The organism is Burkholderiaceae bacterium (assembly GCA_024235995.1).
GTDB lineage: Bacteria > Pseudomonadota > Gammaproteobacteria > Burkholderiales > Burkholderiaceae_C > Ottowia.
This window is the reverse complement of sequence record JACKLI010000001.1, coordinates 600,367-617,354: the sequence shown is the minus strand read 5'-3', so window position 1 is coordinate 617,354 and position 16,988 is coordinate 600,367. Positions and strand designations below refer to the sequence as shown.

The 16,988-nt window shown below is 61.8% G+C and carries 17 protein-coding genes and 3 pseudogenes; 14 read left to right on the top strand and 6 right to left on the bottom strand.

Annotated features, from left to right (window positions below; translation table 11 throughout):
• Positions 1-20: 20 nt before the first annotated feature.
• From H6927_03115 to H6927_03100, 4 genes are read left to right on the top strand one after another with little or no spacing between them, the layout of a single operon-like run.
• Positions 21-1,556: a type IV secretion system DNA-binding domain-containing protein gene (locus tag H6927_03115; GenBank protein MCP5217079.1), complete on the top strand. Its 1,536-nt coding sequence runs from the start codon at positions 21-23 to the stop codon at positions 1,554-1,556.
• Positions 1,557-1,566: 10 nt separating this feature from the next.
• Positions 1,567-4,542 carry a conjugative relaxase gene (locus tag H6927_03110; protein MCP5217078.1) on the top strand — a complete coding sequence of 992 codons (2,976 nt, stop codon included), beginning with the start codon at positions 1,567-1,569 and terminating at the stop codon, positions 4,540-4,542.
• A gap of 43 nt (positions 4,543-4,585) precedes the next feature.
• On the top strand, positions 4,586-5,065 hold the full coding sequence (locus H6927_03105) for a hypothetical protein (protein ID MCP5217077.1): 480 nt from the start codon (positions 4,586-4,588) through the stop codon (positions 5,063-5,065).
• A 38-nt stretch (positions 5,066-5,103) separates the two neighbouring features.
• Positions 5,104-6,834: a hybrid sensor histidine kinase/response regulator gene (locus H6927_03100; protein MCP5217076.1), complete on the top strand. Its 1,731-nt coding sequence runs from the start codon at positions 5,104-5,106 to the stop codon at positions 6,832-6,834.
• Here H6927_03100 and H6927_03095 read toward each other — a convergent pair.
• Positions 6,791-7,627, bottom strand: coding sequence for a hypothetical protein (locus H6927_03095; protein MCP5217075.1), 837 nt, complete (start codon positions 7,625-7,627; stop codon positions 6,791-6,793). The two genes, H6927_03100 and H6927_03095, sit on opposite strands and share 44 nt — an antisense overlap.
• Positions 7,628-7,773: 146 nt before the next feature.
• Here H6927_03095 and H6927_03090 point away from each other — a divergent pair, with 146 nt between their 5' ends.
• The 3 genes from H6927_03090 to H6927_03080 are packed head-to-tail and all read left to right on the top strand — an operon-like array spanning position 7,774 to position 9,227.
• Positions 7,774-8,442 carry a lytic transglycosylase domain-containing protein gene (locus H6927_03090; GenBank protein MCP5217074.1) on the top strand — a complete coding sequence of 223 codons (669 nt, stop codon included), beginning with the start codon at positions 7,774-7,776 and terminating at the stop codon, positions 8,440-8,442.
• Positions 8,443-8,477: 35 nt separating this feature from the next.
• Positions 8,478-8,837, top strand: a complete 360-nt coding sequence (locus tag H6927_03085; GenBank protein MCP5217073.1) for a hypothetical protein — start codon at positions 8,478-8,480, stop codon at positions 8,835-8,837.
• Between the two features lie 3 nt (positions 8,838-8,840).
• Positions 8,841-9,227: a hypothetical protein gene (locus H6927_03080; GenBank protein MCP5217072.1), complete on the top strand. Its 387-nt coding sequence runs from the start codon at positions 8,841-8,843 to the stop codon at positions 9,225-9,227.
• Between the two features lie 137 nt (positions 9,228-9,364).
• On the opposite strand, the gene H6927_03075 is transcribed toward H6927_03080, so the two are convergent.
• A complete protein-coding gene (locus H6927_03075) occupies positions 9,365-10,204 on the bottom strand; it encodes an ATP-binding protein (GenBank protein MCP5217071.1) in 840 nt (279 codons plus the stop codon).
• The gene (locus H6927_03070; protein MCP5217070.1) at positions 10,173-11,699 is read right to left on the bottom strand and encodes an IS21 family transposase; all 1,527 of its coding nucleotides are present in this window, start codon (positions 11,697-11,699) and stop codon (positions 10,173-10,175) included. Before H6927_03070 ends, H6927_03075 begins: the two co-directional genes overlap by 32 nt.
• Before the next feature lie 271 nt (positions 11,700-11,970).
• Between H6927_03070 and cadR the strand changes: the two genes are divergently transcribed.
• Positions 11,971-12,414 (top strand): Cd(II)/Pb(II)-responsive transcriptional regulator, encoded by a 444-nt coding sequence (gene cadR, locus H6927_03065; GenBank protein ID MCP5217069.1) that lies wholly within the window; start codon positions 11,971-11,973, stop codon positions 12,412-12,414.
• A 22-nt stretch (positions 12,415-12,436) separates the two neighbouring features.
• On the opposite strand, the gene H6927_03060 is transcribed toward cadR, so the two are convergent.
• Positions 12,437-12,955: a conjugal transfer protein TrbM gene (locus H6927_03060; GenBank protein ID MCP5217068.1), complete on the bottom strand. Its 519-nt coding sequence runs from the start codon at positions 12,953-12,955 to the stop codon at positions 12,437-12,439.
• A 160-nt stretch (positions 12,956-13,115) separates the two neighbouring features.
• Between H6927_03060 and H6927_03055 the strand changes: the two genes are divergently transcribed.
• From H6927_03055 to H6927_03040, 4 genes are read left to right on the top strand one after another with little or no spacing between them, the layout of a single operon-like run.
• Complete coding sequence (locus tag H6927_03055; protein MCP5217067.1) at positions 13,116-13,475, top strand: hypothetical protein; 360 nt, start codon at positions 13,116-13,118, stop codon at positions 13,473-13,475.
• Positions 13,454-13,639 (top strand): hypothetical protein, encoded by a 186-nt coding sequence (locus H6927_03050; protein MCP5217066.1) that lies wholly within the window; start codon positions 13,454-13,456, stop codon positions 13,637-13,639. Before H6927_03055 ends, H6927_03050 begins: the two co-directional genes overlap by 22 nt.
• On the top strand, positions 13,626-13,994 hold the full coding sequence (locus H6927_03045) for a hypothetical protein (GenBank protein MCP5217065.1): 369 nt from the start codon (positions 13,626-13,628) through the stop codon (positions 13,992-13,994). Before H6927_03050 ends, H6927_03045 begins: the two co-directional genes overlap by 14 nt.
• 32 nt (positions 13,995-14,026) lie before the next feature.
• Positions 14,027-14,272 (top strand): hypothetical protein, encoded by a 246-nt coding sequence (locus H6927_03040; GenBank protein MCP5217064.1) that lies wholly within the window; start codon positions 14,027-14,029, stop codon positions 14,270-14,272.
• 398 nt (positions 14,273-14,670) lie between these two features.
• Here H6927_03040 and H6927_03035 read toward each other — a convergent pair.
• Positions 14,671-14,838 (bottom strand): annotated as a pseudogene (locus tag H6927_03035) (ATP-binding protein).
• A pseudogene (locus H6927_03030) lies at positions 14,831-15,850 on the bottom strand (DDE-type integrase/transposase/recombinase). Before H6927_03030 ends, H6927_03035 begins: the two co-directional pseudogenes overlap by 8 nt.
• On the opposite strand from H6927_03030, the pseudogene H6927_03025 reads away from it, so the two are divergent.
• A pseudogene (locus tag H6927_03025) lies at positions 15,848-16,342 on the top strand (transcriptional regulator). The pseudogenes H6927_03030 and H6927_03025 sit on opposite strands and share 3 nt — an antisense overlap.
• Entirely contained in the window at positions 16,332-16,865 is a 534-nt protein-coding gene (locus tag H6927_03020) for a hypothetical protein (protein MCP5217063.1), read from the top strand. The pseudogene H6927_03025 and the gene H6927_03020 overlap by 11 nt, the downstream one beginning before the upstream one ends.
• The last annotated feature ends 123 nt before the right edge of the window (positions 16,866-16,988 follow it).

The window sequence follows — 16,988 nt, the reverse complement described above, 5'->3', positions numbered from 1 at the left end:
ACGCCCTGCGAGGATGGCTGGTGGTTACCACCTTGCTTCTGGTTTTGGCAGGGTGGATAGCCGGTTTTCTGCTGTACTACCGGGTTCCCAAGTCCATGATCATCAAGGGCGTCTGGTTTGGAATCCTGGCCACGCCCTCCAATCCGGTTTTATGGGTCGGGCCGTTCATAGGACTAATGCTGGGGGTGGTCTTGTTCATCTACGGGGCCATTCGATGGACGACGAAATTCGGCGGCGCAGAATATATGCGCCATTTGCGCGGTCCGCGCATGGAAAACCAGTACGCGCTGCGCTCAAGGACCAAAAGCGGAAGCGGGCAATTGAGGTTCATGGACACGCCGGTGCCGCGGGACGTGGAGAGCACGCATTTTCTGGCGGGCGGCTCCACCGGAACGGGTAAAAGCCAGTGCATTGCCGAGTACATCGAAAGCGAGCAGGAGCGCGGCGAACGAACCATTTGCATCGACCCGGACGGCGGTTTCATGCGGCACTTCTTCCGGCCCGGCGACGTGATCCTCAACCCCTTCGACGCGCGCGGGCAGGGCTGGTCGGTGTTCAACGAGATCCGCTCATCTTTCGATTGCGAGCAGTACGCCATCAGCATGATCCCGCGCAGCCCATCGACGGAGCAGGAATCATGGAACTCCATGGCCCGGACCATCGTTTCCGAAACGCTGCATGTGCTCATCCGGAACAACGAGCTTTCCACCGACAGGCTGGTGCATTGGCTGACTTCTGCGAGCAACCGCGACCTGCAGACGCTGCTGGCCGGCACGCCGGCGGAGGGCTGCTTCCACGGCGCCGAGGAAACCCTGGCGTCCATCCGCGTGGTGCTGACGCAGTACGTGACACCCCACAAATACCTGGCCTCGGGCAGCTTCTCCTTCCGGGACTTCATCGAGAACAGCGAGGGCAACGTTTGGGTGACCTGGCGGCAGGACCAGCTGCAGGCACTCAAGCCGCTGATTTCCTGCTGGACGGACGTGATCTGCGCGGCCGTGCTGTCCATGAGCGACGACCGTGACCGCGGCCTGCACCTGATCCTGGACGAACTGGACTCGCTGGAGAAGCTGAACTACCTTGTGGACGCGGCCACGAAGGGGCGCAAGAAAGGGCTGCGCATCCTGGCCGGCATCCAGAGCCTGGCGCAGCTGCGGCGAACCTATGGCGACGACGACGCCCTCACGCTGCGCAATTCGCTGCGGTCGGTTGCCCTGTTCGGTGTCGCCGAGATGGACACCTACACGGCGGAGGAATTCAGCCGCGGCCTGGGCGAACAGACGGTGATTCGGCGCAACGACAGCGTTTCGGTCGGCGGCCGAGGCGGCTCGCGCGGCACCACCGGCACCAGGCAAGACACCGAGCGTGTCGTGTCGCCTGCAGAGATCCACCTTCTGCCCAACCTGACCGGCTATCTCAAGTTCGCCGGCAACTACCCCATCGCCCGCGTCAAGCTGCAGTACAAGGCCCGGCCCGACGTGATCGACCCCATGGTGATGGCCGAGCAGTACAGCAAGCCCATCCGCGGTTCCGCCGGCATCTTCGCCGGCGCATGAGGAGCGTCCCATGCTGAGCTTCCAAGCCGTCACTTCCAGCAAGCAGGCTGCGCACTATTTCGAGTCGGCAGACGACTACTACGAAAAAGAGGGCCACCGTGGCGAATGGCTCGGCAAGGGAGCCGAGGAGCTTGGGCTCACGCAGCAGCTGCAGGTGGATCGAGAGAGCTTCAAGGACATTCTGGACGGCAAGCTGCCCAACGGCGTGCGCGTGCGCTTCTCCGACCTGCGCTCGGATGACCGCAAGGGCATGGACTACACGTTTTCCGCGCCCAAGAGCGTCAGCCTACAGGCGCTGATCGCTGGCGATGCCGGCGTCACGGCTGCGCACGATCGGGCCGTCAAGCGCGCCGTGCAGCAACTGGAGAAGCTGGCCCACGCGCGCATCAAGGAGCAGGGGCAGAGCTACCGCGTGCGCACCGGCGTGATCGTCGCGGCTGCGTTCCGGCACGAGTTGTCGCGCGCCCAGGACCCGCAGCTGCACACCCACGTGATCGTCGCCAACCTCACCAAGCGCCCGGACGGCCAATGGCGCGCGATGAGCAACGAGGACATCCAGCACAGCATCAAGGCCCTGGGCGCCTACTACCGCACGGCGCTGGCCGAGGAACTGCGGGCGAGCGGCTATGGGCTGAGGGAGACGCAGAAAGGCTACTGGGAACTGGCCCACATTTCCGACGAGTTGATCCAGCACTACAGCACCCGGGCCCGGCAGATCGAGGAGGCCTTCGAGGCTCGCGGCGTGAACCGCGACACGGCCAACACCGCACTGGCACAGTCCGTGACCTTGATGACGCGCGACAAGAAGTCGGAAGTGGATCGCACCTTGCTGCGCGAGGAGTGGATCGAGAGCGCACGAGCAGCAGGCCTCAGCATGGATGCGCTGCTGGCCGCCAAGGAAAACAGCACGGCGCCGGACGTGGCCCGCCTGCGTGCCGACCCGGCGATGAAGGAGGGGGCGGCCGCGGCCCTGAACTTCGCAGTCGAGCACCTGAGCGAGCGTCAAGGGCTATTCACGCGCAAAGAACTGGTTGAACTGTCCATGTCCAAGGCTGCGACCACATCCACCATCAGCGCCGTCATGGCCGAGGTGGAAGCGGCCGAGAACGACGGCCGCCTGGTGCGCGAGTTGCCGCTGTACCAGACGGCACGCTCGCTCAACCAGGCCAAGAAGAACGAGGACGACAAGCAGGCCTCGCATTTCATGGACGTGCCCGAGACCGCCAAGCTCACGCGCACGACATGGATCGGGGCCACGATGCACGCGCGCGGGCTGAATGAGGAACAGGCCACCATCGAGGTGGACCGTGCCATCCAGAAAGGGGCGCTGGTGCTGGCCGAAGCGCGTTATACGACGCCGCAGGCCCAGGCCATCGAGCGCAGCATCCTTGCCATCGAGCGCGACGGGCGCGGCGCCCTGCAGCCGATCCTGAGCGACGAGGGCCTGGCGGCGCGGCTGGCCGCGAGCGACCTGAACCAGGGCCAGCGCGAGGCGGTGGAAATGATCCTCGGCACCACGAACCGCTTCGTGGCGGTGCAGGGCTATGCCGGCACCGGCAAAAGCCATATGCTGGAGCGCACCATCAACGAAATCACCCAAGACGCGACCCAGCAATCCCTGGCCGCCGGATTCGACGTGGTGGGCCTGGCGCCCTACGGCACCCAGGTGGCGGCCCTGCGCGAACTAGGCGTGGAGTCCAACACGCTGGCCAGCTTCCTGGCCAGCCGGAAGGCGCAGGCGGCCTTGAGCGAGAAATCGGTCGTGCTCTTGGACGAGGCCGGCGTCGTGCCCGCTCATCAGCTGGCCCAGGCGATGCGGATCGTGGAGAAGGCCGGCGCGCGCATGGTCATGCTGGGCGACCGCAAGCAGACGGGCGCGGTGGAGGCCGGCAAGCCCTTTGCGCAGCTGCAGGACGCCGGCATGCTGCAGGCTCAGCTGCGAGAAATCCAGCGGCAGCGCAATCCGGAAATCAAGGCCGCCGTGCTCAATGCCGCGAACGACCAGACCAACAAGGCCGTCACGCGGCTGCTGGGCAGCATCCGCGAGGTGCCGGAAGAGCAGGATCGCTATCAGGCCATTGCCTCCGACTTCACCGCGCTGTCCCCCCAGGAACGCGAGGCGACCCTGATCGTGGCCGGCACCAACGAGGCGCGCCACAGCATCAACGAGATGGTGCGCAAACGCATGCGCCTGGAGGGAGGCCTCAAGTACACCGTGCTGGAGAACGTGGACGCCACGCGCGCCCAACTCAAGCAGCCGGCCACCTACGCCCCGGATCTGGTGGTGAGCTATCACCGCGAGGGGCAGAACATCCAGCGCGGCGTGGACTACGCAGTGGTGGGCGTGGAAGGCGATCAAGTGGTGCTGCGCGGCAGCGACGGCCAGAACGTCACGGTCAAGCCCGCCCAGCACTTCTCGGCCACGCTGCACAAGAAGTACGACATCGAGATCGCGCCCGGCGATCTGCTCAAGATCACCAAGAGCGACAAGCAGCTCGGCCTGCTCAACGGCGACCGGGTGCGGGTGCAGGCTGTGAGCGCCGAGGCCGTTACCGTCAAGACGGAGCGCGGCACCATCGTGGCCATCCCGGCGCAGCGTCCCATGAACCTGCAGCACGGCTACGCCACCACGATCCATTCCTCTCAGGGCCTGACTTCCAACCGCGTGCTGATCGAGGCCAACACACGCTCGCTAACCACCAACCGGGCCGCGTTCTACGTGGCCATCTCGCGGCCACGCTACGAACTGAAGCTCTACACGGACCGGGCCGCCGAGTTGCGCGGCGCCGTGGCGCGGGTGCCGAAGAAGTTCGCGGCGCTGGAGTTGAGAACGGCGCACAGCGAGGCGCATATCGCCGAGCAGAAACATCGCCAGATCTCTATTAGTCGCTTGAGAAACTTGTCGAATGATTTGCAACGGCGTAACCCTAATCCACAGCCGGCGCAAGCAAATCGCAGCGTGGCTTTAGGAAGAACACTAAGATGAGGTAGCGGTGATCCAGCGCGGATTGCCCGATCGGGAGTCTCCAATGACAAGCTCGTGGCGCGAAATGACATTGGCAGCGGCTTTGGCAATAGGTTTCTCAGCGCACGCACACAACTGCGATCCGCTTGTATTTCTGTCTTTGAAGGTCGGCAGTAAAACTATAGCGGTCACAGAAGCGCAACTATCAGCGCTGCCGCAGCGGGTCATCGTTACGTCCACCAATTGGGCAAAAAAGGGCTCCTACAAGGGGCCGTATTTGAACGATGTCGTTGGCTTGGCCGGCAGAGGTAGCGTGCAAAAACTGACTGTATACACCTGGGATCATTTCAAAGTCGATATTCCATTTTCTGATTTAGCAAAGTATGGCGTTATCTTGGCGACAAGCCTTGATGACAAACGGCTGAAACTGGATGATTGGGGGCCAATGTTTGTCATGTACCCCTATGATGATTATAAAGAGTTGAGGAGGCCTGCAGGTCTCAACAAAATGGCTTGGCAGGTGTGTCGGATAGATATTTTATGAGACGTATATGGTTTTGGGTGTTGCGCTTCTCTTTACTCGTGGCATTCCTTCTCTTCTTCTACTACTTTATTACTAGTAAGCCGCCTGAAAAAATTATCGAAGAACCATATTGGTCGGTGAGTCAGTTCGAGACAAGTTTTTGGCGTTTAAAGGCTGACCTTGCGAGGATGGAGGACGGAGATGTCTTTGTTCAGGCGCAGTCAGAAAACAGCTTATCTGTTTTTCTTTCCAAAATACGTTTGCTAACTCGTGAATCACCATCGCGTACTACGCTGATGACAAATCACGATTTTGCCTTGCACTTTCCTGAGTTGAGTGCCTTGGAGCATGATGTTCGTGCTATCCATGACAGCTATGGTAGCGAAATGACTAAGGGCGAAGCGCTCCAATTACTGGAACGTTTGGATCGTATTGGTCACATGGTTTCCGATATATCAGCCAGCGTCTGGCAGATGCAACTAGCAAGTAGCGACGCTTCTTTCGAAGCTGCCGAAGCTCGTAACAAAACAATAAACCAGCTGATTGCAAGCTTGGCAATCATGGGCGGATTAGCAGTAATAATTTATACCTATTACAATTTGGGTTTGTATCGCAAGAACTGCGAACTTGCCCGGAGCCGCGACGAATTGGCCGAACGCAACCTTCAGCTGGCCCACCAGAAGAAGCTGCTCGAAGTCTCAGTGGCCGAGAAGAATGAGTTCATGGGGATGGTGTCGCATGAACTGAAGTCGCCCTTGCAGACCATTTCCTCATCCGCCGAATCTCTGCTCAGTCCGCTTGATCCGCACAGGCGCAACCGTCTACTGGCGCGCATCCAGCGGGCGACTCTGAGCATGAAATTTCAGATCAACGACCTGCTGACTCTGGCACGCTCCGAGGCTGGCGCGCTGGAGTTCCGCCCGGACGTGTTTTGCGTTCAGGACCTGCTAGAGGAAGTGCTGGATCTGGAATCACAAAACGCCTACGAGAAGGGGTTGCGGCTATCTATCCATGCGCCCATAGAACCCATCTTCGCTACAGCCGACAGCGGCCGCCTGACGCAGATCCTGGGCAATCTCACCAGCAACGCCATCAAGTACACCGAGCACGGGGCAGTGGAACTGTCGCTGGCCGATGTCAATGAACATCAGCTGGTGTTCACTGTGCGGGACACCGGACCCGGCATGCCTTCGGGGTTCGCGCCACTGGAGATCCAACCGTTCAAGCGCTATGGCGTCTTGCAGGGCGGCGATGGCGCCGGCATCGGCCTCAAGATCGCCTACTCGCTCGCTGAGTACCTGTCCGGGCAGCTGACCTACGACAGTAGTGAGGAGGGCACTTGCTTCAGGCTGACCATTCCGGCACTGCTGCAGACGGACGACCCGCGGCCTTCACCAGCCGAATCGAAGCAGCGCTGGCTCTTGGTGGATGACAACCTCGAACTGCTGGCTTCGCTGCACAGTGAATGCCAAGTGCTAGGCATCGAGGCCGACATCGCACCGTCGCCGGCGATCGCCGCGAACATGATGGCCGTCAATTACTACGATCTGGCCCTTATCGATGTGAACATGCCGGGCCGGCGCGGCGACGAACTCGCGCGTGACTTCAGGCGCGGCAGTTCCATGGCAAATCCCCGGTGCCTGCTGTACGGCATGAGCGCCCTGCATCATGGACCCTCGCCGATTCGCTCGCCCTTTGACAAGCTGCTCGACAAGCCCATCCGCATCAAGTCGCTGCTTGCCGGCCTCACACGCCCAGCGTCAGGTTCGCCATCAGAACGCCGGCTGTGATCGGTTTCTGGCAGACGAAGAAGTGGTAGCGCTTCTGCGCCTGCTCGACGGCGCTGCTGTCGGCCTTTCCCCCGGCGCCCATTTCCCCAGTCAGCAGCACGATGCGCGCTTGCCTGGAGATGCGGCGCAGTTCAGCAAGGACGGTTTCCGCCGTGTCCTTGCCAAGCCACCAGTCCAGAACAAAGGCGTCGTACTCGTGGCCAGACTCTAGGTCGGCCAGCAGCGCGCGCGGTGACGTATAGGCCTTGCTGGTGCATCCCTCGTCGGCCAGCATGTCGGCAAGGCTAGCGGCCGTGTCGGCAACGTCGTCCAACACGGCCACGCGAAGCGGTGTCTGCCCGTCCTGGCCGTGAACCAGTTCGATGACCTTGATCGCTTCGAAGGAGAAAGGCACCTTATCGACCGTCATCACGAGCAGGCCGCCATCGGTGTTGAACGCCGCCCACATATCGCCGCGATCGGGCGGGCCGTCACCCAGGCGAACCATCACAGGCGCCTTGTGCTTGTCGTTTACCAATTGCGCAGCGAAGGTCTTGCCCATCACGCCGCGGATCATGCTCAACATGGACTCGCCGTAGTGCTCGCCCATGCGAGCCAAGTCATCCCAGGTCCATGCTGACGTTCCGGTGACCCGGTGGTGGGCGGCTGCGCGCGATAAGCCCAGAACCTCGATTACCGCCGTCACGTAGTGGCGGCGGTCCACCTTGTGGCGCGCCAGAAGCGCGCGAACGATCTCGGCAGCCGATGGCGCCGATCCGGTCCCTTGTGTCTGGCTGTCCTCTTGAGCAGGCATGCGCTGTCCCTGTGTTGTGTCAAACAAAATTTATGATAAGCTTATGTATCGTTGAACAATACAATTAGTGCGATTTGTATTGTATTTCGTTACACGGTGCGCCCAATCTGTCGGATTGTGCATTCCTTCCATGACCGGAGATGTAAGTGATTGACTTGCCGCCTGATCTCGCGCAGTGCGCTCCCCAAGTATCCCCGGTGTTGATGCAGGCCCTGGTCCGCACCGAATCGGCGTGGAACCCGTATGCCATTGGGCCTGATGCCGGCCAGCGCGCAATTGCCCAGCCGCAAACACTGGATGAAGCGGTCAAGACTGTAAAGCAACTTCAGGCGGCGGGAGCCAAATTCAGCGTGGGTTTGGCGCAGATTCATATCAGCAATGTCACCGGCCGGGGAATGACCTGGGAACAGGCATTCGACCCCTGCAGCAATTTAAGGATGGGACAGACCATCCTTTTTGAATATTACGGCAAGGCAATTAAAGAGGGTTACAGCGGGGTCGATGCGGTTTGGGCCGCGCTTCGCGGCTACAACTCGGGCGGCGTGCATAGAAAGGTCAGCGATAAATACGCTGAAAAGATATTCACGTATATGCAGGCCCAGCAGGCGTGGGTACGGACTTCCAAAGCCGCCAGAAGCACGCCGGCAAGCACCGATCCGCGATTTAACCAACTTGCCCGGTCCGTTCAGATCGACATTTCTGGCGCAAACGCGCCGCCGGCGCTGCCCGCCGCCATTGCGTCCAATCCCAATTCGCTGCGCGATGGTGAATCCCCTGACATTTTCCAGGCGCAGGAGGTTACCCAGGGATTTTGATGCTTTGCCTTTTCATTGACTCAACAGGAACCAACATGAATTCCCATATCTTGCAAACGAGTGAAAACACGCTGACGAAAATTATGCTGCTCAAGGGCATTCTTCTGATCGGAATCCTGGCTGCCTTGCTGTTCCATCCGGCCGAGGCCCAAACGCTCAAGCAGACGGGCGTTTCCATCTTCAATGCCCTGTACGCCGTCATCGGCGTAGTCGGAGCCATCTGCGTGCTGGTCACAGGCATCAACTGGGCGGCGGGCAACTTCCTCGGCGCCCACGATCCCAAGCGGCTCTTCTTCCAAGTGCTCGCGGGCACGGCCATCGCCTTCGCCTCGGTGGCCATCGTGCAGTTCATCAAGGAAGCCGTGGGCGGCAACGGCAGCATCGGGAACCTGTGAACCATGGCCGGGGGAAGCAACAAGCACGTCGATGAACCCTTGGAAAGGGTCCTCGTGTACCAGGGGCCGCAAACCAAGGCGATGCAGTTCTATGTGCCCTTGACGGTGTTTGCCGTGGAGTGCGTCGCCCTGCTGGTCTTCTTCCGATTCTTTCAGTTTTGGGCGCTCTTGTTCGTGCTCCCCATTCACTTGCTGCTGATGCTGAAAACGGCCAGCGATCAATGGTGGGTGGAGAACCTTGTCTGCAATATCAAGTACAGGTATTTCGCCAGGAACAAGGGCTTGCGGGGAAAGAACGTGGTGACATTCACCCCGCATGCCACGCGACGGGAATTGAGGGCGGAGCTTGGCCCCCAGCTGAAAACCAAGAGGCGCAAGCATGCTCAATGACCGAGTGGATGCCAAGGAAGTCAGCGACGCTTCCCAGCTGCCCTACAGCCAGCAGATCAGCCAGATGTTGATTCATCAGCACAACTGAGCCAGTGATCACGTTGAATATTGAGCCACTGGGTTGATGGATTCTTTGACTATTCGGTTGTGGATAAGTCTATCGGGTCTGCTGTTTTTCGATCTCCTTTCTGGCTCTTTGGGCGTTGCTTTGGGGGAGCCGCGCCAGCGGCACTGGAGTGCTTGAATCGCCAGCTCTCGTTGCCCGTCTCGACGATGTGGCAATGGTGCGTGAGCCGGTCAAGCAAGGCCGTGGTCATCTTGGCGTCTCCAAAGACGCTGCTCCACTCCGAGAAGGTGAGGTTGGTGGTGATCACCACGCTCGTTCGCTCATAGAGTTTGGAGAGCAGGTGGAACAGCATCGCGCCGCCCGACTGCGTGAATGGCAGGTAGCCCAGTTCATCCAGGATCACCAGATCGACGTACATCAGGCGGTGCGCCATTTGCCCGGCCTTGTTCTGCGCCTTCTCCAGCTCCAGGGCGTTGACCAGCTCCACCGTTGAGAAGAAGCGCACCCGCTTGCCATGCATGCGAATGGCCTCGATCCCCAGGCTCGTGGCCAGGTGGGTTTTACCCGTGCCGGGGCCACCAACCAGCACCACGTTGTGCGCCGACTCCACGAAGCGAAGGGTGTGCAACTGGCGCACCAGTGCTTCGTCGAGCTGCGCGTGGGCGAAGTCAAAGCCGGCGAGGTCACGGTGCGAAGGGAAGCGCGCCACGCGCATCTGGTAAGCCATGGAACGCACCTCACGCTGAGCGGTCTCGGCCTTGATGAGCTGGTGCAGCACGGCCTCATGATCCAGCGACTTCATGCGGGCGGTGCCCAGTACCTCCGGCCAGGCACTGGCCATGCCGTGCAGGCCCAGCGCTTTGAGGGCATCAATGACGTCATGCATGGTCGGACTCCGGTGATGCCTCATGAGGCTGGACGTTGCGCAGTGCGTCGTAGCGCTGCAGGTTGGCCAGTGGCGGCGTGTTGAGCTTGAGCATCGTGGCCACCGGTGGCTCGGGCACGCGCTGCTCCTTCAGACGCGAGAGCACGTTGAGCACGTGCTCGGCACTCACCCGCCCGGACTGCAGCGCCAGCTCTACCGCCACCACCACGGCCTCCAGTCCATGCAGGCTCACCCCCATGAGCACCTGCGCCATCACCCTGTCGCCACCGCTGTGGCGCAGCAACTGGCGCTGCATTTCCTGCAGTGGCTCGGGCATGGTCTTGAAGGGCGCGCCGTTGCGCAGCGCGCCGGGCTTTCGCTCGATGAGCGCGATGTAATGCATCCAGTCGTAGAGCGTCTGATCACGTTCGAAGCTGCGCGCCAGGCGCACCTGTCGCCCATCGGGCCCGACCACCAGCAGGCCATCCGCGTAGGCCCGCAGACTGACCACCGCATGAATCCATTCACACGGCACGCTGTAGCGGTTGCGCTGGAAGTGGATCAGTGCGGTCGCAGAGACCCGTACCGGCTGCTCCACGTAGCCATCAAACGCACGGGGGTTGGGCATGAGACGAGCACGTTCGTCCTGCCAGACATCGGCCACCGTGAGCTGAGTCCATTCCGGGTGACTCATCTCAGCCCAGGCCTTCACGCAGGCCTGCTGCAACCAGTCGTTGAGTTCACCAAGCGTCCCCCAGCGCCGCTCGCTGGCCTCACGCCAGATGTCCTTGCGCCGATCCTGAACGTTCTTCTCCACGACCCCCTTCTCCCAGCCGGCGGCCCGGTTGCAGAACTCCGGCTCGAACAGGTAGTGCCCGGTCATCGCCTCGAAGCGTGCATTGACGCTGCGCTGTTTGCCATGGCCGACCTTGTCCACAGCGGTCTTCATGTTGTCGTAGATGCCCCGCCGGGGCACGCCACCGAAGAGGGCGAACGCCCGTGCGTGCGCATCGAACAGCATCTCGTGCGCTTGGCTGTAGTACGCCACCAGGCAGAAGGCGCGACTGGCCGCCAGCTTGGTGTGTGCCACTTCCAGGCGGCGGCGCAGCCCGCCGATGAACAGGTACTCGCAGCTCCAGTCGAACTGGAACGCCTCGCCCAACTCGAAGCTCAGCGGCACGAACCCCGCACCACGCGCAGCGTTGCCTTGCTCTTGCTGCCAGCGCTGGGCAAAGGCGTAGACCGGCCCTCGGCTGCCGCTGTAGCCCTGCGCGCGCAGCGCCTCAAACATGGCCTTGATCCCGCGTCGATCGCGTTTGCTGCGATGGCTATCGGCCTTGAGCCATTGGCTCAACTGCTCCTTGTACGGATCCAGGATGCTGGGGCCCGACACCCGCTGCGGGTATCGGGGTTCGGCCATCTGCCCGTCTTTGAGCCACTTGGTGGCTGTGTTGCGCGAGATGCCCAGGCGCCGGCTGGCCTCGCGCACCGACACGTCCTGCCTCAGCACGAGGCGGCGTAACTTGCTCAATGTGCTCACGTTGATCACTCCTGCTCCCCCGTGCTGAAAAATTCAGCAGGATAGAGCGGCAACGTGGCTCAAATTTCAACGTGAATGCGTCCCGAAATGGCCCAGCTTTGGAAATGAATCAACACAGAGGGCCCGGTTCCGCAACAATCGTCGCTGATGGCGACTGCAGATCCTTGATCGGTGTGAGAGTGCTTCATGGATGATCCTTGCTTTTTCTATATTGAAAACCCTGTAGTCGGTGTAGAGTCAAGCCTTCTATACAGAAAGGTAGGATTTGCCCGTGAAGATTGGAGCACTGGCCGAAGCGACTGGAACGCCAGTTGAAACCATCCGCTTTTACGAGCGAGAGGGCTTGCTTCCGCCACCAGCGCGGGCTGAGAATAACTACCGCCTCTACCTGCCAATCCATGTTGAGCGGCTAGCATTCGTCCGCCAGTGCCGCGGGCTAGATATGACCCTGGACGAGATCCGCGCATTGATTGAGCTTCGCGATTCGCCTGCACAAGACTGTGGCGAGATCAATGCACTGCTTGACGAGCACATTGGCCATGTAGCGCAACGCATTCGCGAACTCCGCGTGCTGGAGAGGGACCTGAAGGCGTTGCGCGCGCGCTGCACGTCTCCGCATGCGGTCGCCGAATGCGGCATTCTCAGCGGCCTCGACCACGCGTCTGTATCAAAGCCTCTATCACCCAACTGGCCTCATTTGCACGGCACGCATTGATGCAGCTGTGGGGGCAGTCTCTTCATTGATTCACAGGATCAACCCAGCGGCCGCCGCGCTCGGGCTGGCCGACATAGATCGGGCGGACTGAACCCACGTCGAGGCCTGCGTTGTCGTAGTAGGCTTGGCAACTCGCCGGCATTGCATTGGAGATGTAGTACCCGTTGTCGCCACCGGCGGGCATCCAGCCGCGCCCATTGAGTGCGGCGGCGTCGCAGCGGCCGGAGCCGTCCACCAGTGCATTGACCAACTGGCGCGTGTAGCCGTCCTCTTTCGCCGTGGGGCACTGGTTCAGGAAGTCGCGCCGCGCGCCCAGTGTCTTGCCGAGGGTGCGCCTGACGATGGAGAAATAGCGCCGGATGGCGGGCTGGCACTCGCTGGGGCGCTCGCCGGTGGACAGGCACAGGATGGCTTCGCACGCCAGGCGGGTATCGCCCGTGAGCAGTTCCATGTCCGGGCTCTGGTCTGCCTGGGCCTGGGCGATGTTGCACAGAGCCAAGGCCAGGGCGGGCAGCAGATTCTTGGTGCGCGGTGTTGCCATGAGAAACCTCTTGCCTGTGTCGCCTTTGGGCTTTCATTGTATTGTCAAACGATAGTTAATATCCTTTTATGTTCTGATAAACGATACATATTCCCCTTTTTTAGGTTAATTATGTGGTGTAAAATGAGGTGTAGTTTTCAACATCTCCCATGAGGCCGACATGACCGACACCCCCCTGAAAAAACGTGTTCCGCAGCGCTGCACGCTGAAGGAGCTTGAAGAGGCGGTGTCGTATTTCAGGATCGCGCCGGCCACGATTGAGCGCGTGCAGCGCGTGCTGGTGGACGGCGAGGCGGTCTCAGTCGTGGCCCGCGGCGACAACCTCACCTACCAGCCGCTGGCCCGGACCTGCAACAAGGTGATGGACAAGGTGGAGGAACTGCGCAGCAATGCGCCCGTGCTGGTGCCGCCAGGCTGGGAAGAGGCCACGATCGTGGCGCCGGTGGAATTCATCGCCGAGACGCGCAAGCGCCTCGAACGCTACCTCTTGGACAAAGGATGGAAGAAATCGATCGCGTGATGCGGGACCCTGCCGCTTCCCGCTGGCTCAGGGACGCCCTGCGCGGCGCGCTGGTGCGCGACCCGGTAGATGCCGCCAACGATGCGCAGTTGCTGGCGCGACTGCTCGATGCGCGCTGCGCTGGCGTCCTGGCGCCCGGAAAGGACCCGCATGGATGCCCTTGAGCGGGAAAGCCGGCTGTGGCAGGCGCGCGCGGCGGTGGGCCAGGATCTGGACCGGCTTACCGCCGAGGCGGTGGCCCTGGCCCTGGACGCCGATCCTGGCCAGCGTGCGCGCGTGGCGGCGGCCAATGCCGCCAGCCGCCTGCTGCTGCGGCTGGTCGATCAGGTGGCCGATTCGGAGGCGAGGATCGAGGACGTGGCCGCGCTGTTCAGCTCGCGCCCGTTCACCTGGGATTTCACCGGCGGGGCAGGCGGCACGCGCATCGACGCGGCGCTGCAGCGCCTGTGCGTGTTGTCGGTTCTGACGCGGGCCGACGTCGAGCGCATGCGCGGCAAGCTGCACGGCGCTTCGCCGTGACGCCGGCCCACGCACGGAAAAGGTGGTGATGTATGGACCTGCTACTCGGCTGGCTTCGACTGCCCATCGTCCTGTGCGTGGCCGTGCTGCGGCTGTTGTCGTTTAGCGCCGGCATCGCCACCTTAGGCGGACTGCTAATGCAGCGCAGCGAATCGCGGTTCATCTGCTTCGTCGTGATGCCGCTCACGTCTTTCGCGTGCTACGTGCTGGCCTCGAAGCTGTCGGAGCAGTACCAGCGCGCGATGGCGCGGCGAGAGGCCGGTTCGGGTGCGCGGTGAGCGGGAGGCACTGGCGGCGCAGACGCGGCAGGTGGTCGGCATGCGCGCCGGCCGCGCGCACACCGGCGAGGAACTGAAGGAGTTGCAGGGACTGGAAAGCGTGGTTCGGCGGATCGCTTCGGCGCAGGGCTATGCGCTGGGCGAGTCCGCGCGGCCAACGCCCACGCCAGGGGCAAGGGTCTTTCCCCGGGCTACCCCCCCGATCTCGATTGGCGGCGGTCAAGCACGCCACCATGCCCGCTGAGGCGAAGCCTGCGGAGTCCAAAAGAGCCGCGCGCGATAGCGGGGTCTCCTCGTTTTCAGTGCAATAAGTGACGGTACGCAAAGCTAGCACTGGCGCGGGGGTGGTCTGGGTAGACCGTTGATTTCATTGACTTTCCTGTTCGCTTTGTAAACGGGTAAGCCATGGAACGCACCTCACGCTGAGCGGTCTCGGCCTTGATGAGCTGGTGCAGCACGGCCTCATGATCCAGCGACTTCATGCGGGCGGTGCCCAGTACCTCCGGCCAGGCACTGGCCATGCCGTGCAGGCCCAGCGCTTTGAGGGCATCAATGACGTCATGCATGGTCGGACTCCGGTGATGCCTCATGAGGCTGGACGTTGCGCAGTGCGTCGTAGCGCTGCAGGTTGGCCAGTGGCGGCGTGTTGAGCTTGAGCATCGTGGCCACCGGTGGCTCGGGCACGCGCTGCTCCTTCAGACGCGAGAGCACGTTGAGCACGTGCTCGGCACTCACCCGCCCGGACTGCAGCGCCAGCTCTACCGCCACCACCACGGCCTCCAGTCCATGCAGGCTCACCCCCATGAGCACCTGCGCCATCACCCTGTCGCCACCGCTGTGGCGCAGCAACTGGCGCTGCATTTCCTGCAGTGGCTCGGGCATGGTCTTGAAGGGCGCGCCGTTGCGCAGCGCGCCGGGCTTTCGCTCGATGAGCGCGATGTAATGCATCCAGTCGTAGAGCGTCTGATCACGTTCGAAGCTGCGCGCCAGGCGCACCTGTCGCCCATCGGGCCCGACCACCAGCAGGCCATCCGCGTAGGCCCGCAGACTGACCACCGCATGAATCCATTCACACGGCACGCTGTAGCGGTTGCGCTGGAAGTGGATCAGTGCGGTCGCAGAGACCCGTACCGGCTGCTCCACGTAGCCATCAAACGCACGGGGGTTGGGCATGAGACGAGCACGTTCGTCCTGCCAGACATCGGCCACCGTGAGCTGAGTCCATTCCGGGTGACTCATCTCAGCCCAGGCCTTCACGCAGGCCTGCTGCAACCAGTCGTTGAGTTCACCAAGCGTCCCCCAGCGCCGCTCGCTGGCCTCACGCCAGATGTCCTTGCGCCGATCCTGAACGTTCTTCTCCACGACCCCCTTCTCCCAGCCGGCGGCCCGGTTGCAGAACTCCGGCTCGAACAGGTAGTGCCCGGTCATCGCCTCGAAGCGTGCATTGACGCTGCGCTGTTTGCCATGGCCGACCTTGTCCACAGCGGTCTTCATGTTGTCGTAGATGCCCCGCCGGGGCACGCCACCGAAGAGGGCGAACGCCCGTGCGTGCGCATCGAACAGCATCTCGTGCGCTTGAGGGTGATGGCGGCATTGGGTGTGGCCTCTGACCTGGCGCTTGTGGCGGGCGACCTTTTGCGCGCGCCCCCGGCCGACTCTGCCGCTGGCCGCTCGCACCGCCCCAAGCCTCAGGTGAGCATCATCGTGAGCGCAGACAACAAGCGGCACCAGGCGCAGGACCTGCAAAGCCTTGTCTTGCATGAACTTGCTGTGGATTTGGTCAAAAAAGACCCCGAGCGCATCAAAGAGGCCCAGCAGGTGCTGGAACGCTGGATGGCGACGGCAGGTCCCCACTCCAGGCCACTGTTCGACAAGTGGATGGCGATTCTGCGCAACAGGCAGTGGTCCAAGGTGCTGGGACGAAATCGGAATGCGCAAGAGTTGCGCCAGTCTTCCCCCTTGACCGTCCTGCTCCCCAAGGGGACCAGGGAACAGGCCCTGGAGAGCGTTTCACGCCTCAAGGCTGGGTTGGTATTGAGCGACATGAGCAGCGCCACCCATGAACCGTGACGATCTTGAGCATCTGATTCGGGTCTCTGCGGAGATTGCCCAAGAATACGATCTGTTGATTGTGGGCAGTCAGTCCATTTTGGGGGCGATACCGTATCCGGCCCACGAGTTCAAGAGGTCCATGGAGGCCGACATGTACCCGCGGTACGCGCCAGAGAAGGCCACCAAGATCGAGGGTGCGATTGGCGAGGCGTCGGAGTTTCACAAGACCCATGGCTACTACGCTCAAGAGGTGGACCCCAGTACATTCACTGTGCCGCTGGGCTGGGAAGAACGCCTGTGCAAGATACAGAACGCCAACACAGACAGCAAAATTGGTTGGTGTCTCAGCCTTGTGGACCTCTTTCTGTCCAAGGCCGCTGCAGGCCGTGACAAGGACAGGGAGTTCTGTCAGGCCATGCTGCGCCATCGCTACGTCATTGCCTCCGAGGCTTTGGAGCTGGTTCCAGCCATGATGACCATGGATGAGGAAGAGCGCGAGCGCCTCGCGAAACGTATCCGCCGCTGGGACAAGACAAAGTAGCGGCACGCGCTAACAGGCCGTTGAAAAAATGCTCATCGAACGCGCCAGGGTCGTGGATTTCGAAGAAACGGATCGCGCAAACTGGCCTGCGCAGCGATTGGAGCGGCCATTTCGGCCTGTTTG

Excerpts from the sequence above, each read along its gene's own strand:
- H6927_03055 (MCP5217067.1), top strand. The coding sequence starts at position 13,116 with ATGACCGACACCCCCCTGAAAAAACGTGTTCCGCAGCGCTGCACGCTG.
- H6927_03105 (MCP5217077.1), top strand. The coding sequence starts at position 4,586 with ATGACAAGCTCGTGGCGCGAAATGACATTGGCAGCGGCTTTGGCAATA.
- H6927_03110 (MCP5217078.1), top strand. The coding sequence starts at position 1,567 with ATGCTGAGCTTCCAAGCCGTCACTTCCAGCAAGCAGGCTGCGCACTAT.
- H6927_03020 (MCP5217063.1), top strand. The coding sequence starts at position 16,332 with ATGAACCGTGACGATCTTGAGCATCTGATTCGGGTCTCTGCGGAGATT.
- H6927_03045 (MCP5217065.1), top strand. The coding sequence starts at position 13,626 with ATGGATGCCCTTGAGCGGGAAAGCCGGCTGTGGCAGGCGCGCGCGGCG.
- H6927_03085 (MCP5217073.1), top strand. The coding sequence starts at position 8,478 with ATGAATTCCCATATCTTGCAAACGAGTGAAAACACGCTGACGAAAATT.
- H6927_03080 (MCP5217072.1), top strand. The coding sequence starts at position 8,841 with ATGGCCGGGGGAAGCAACAAGCACGTCGATGAACCCTTGGAAAGGGTC.
- H6927_03050 (MCP5217066.1), top strand. The coding sequence starts at position 13,454 with ATGGAAGAAATCGATCGCGTGATGCGGGACCCTGCCGCTTCCCGCTGG.
- H6927_03095 (MCP5217075.1), bottom strand. The coding sequence starts at position 7,627 with ATGCCTGCTCAAGAGGACAGCCAGACACAAGGGACCGGATCGGCGCCA.
- H6927_03075 (MCP5217071.1), bottom strand. The coding sequence starts at position 10,204 with ATGAGGCATCACCGGAGTCCGACCATGCATGACGTCATTGATGCCCTC.
- H6927_03040 (MCP5217064.1), top strand. The coding sequence starts at position 14,027 with ATGGACCTGCTACTCGGCTGGCTTCGACTGCCCATCGTCCTGTGCGTG.
- H6927_03060 (MCP5217068.1), bottom strand. The coding sequence starts at position 12,955 with ATGGCAACACCGCGCACCAAGAATCTGCTGCCCGCCCTGGCCTTGGCT.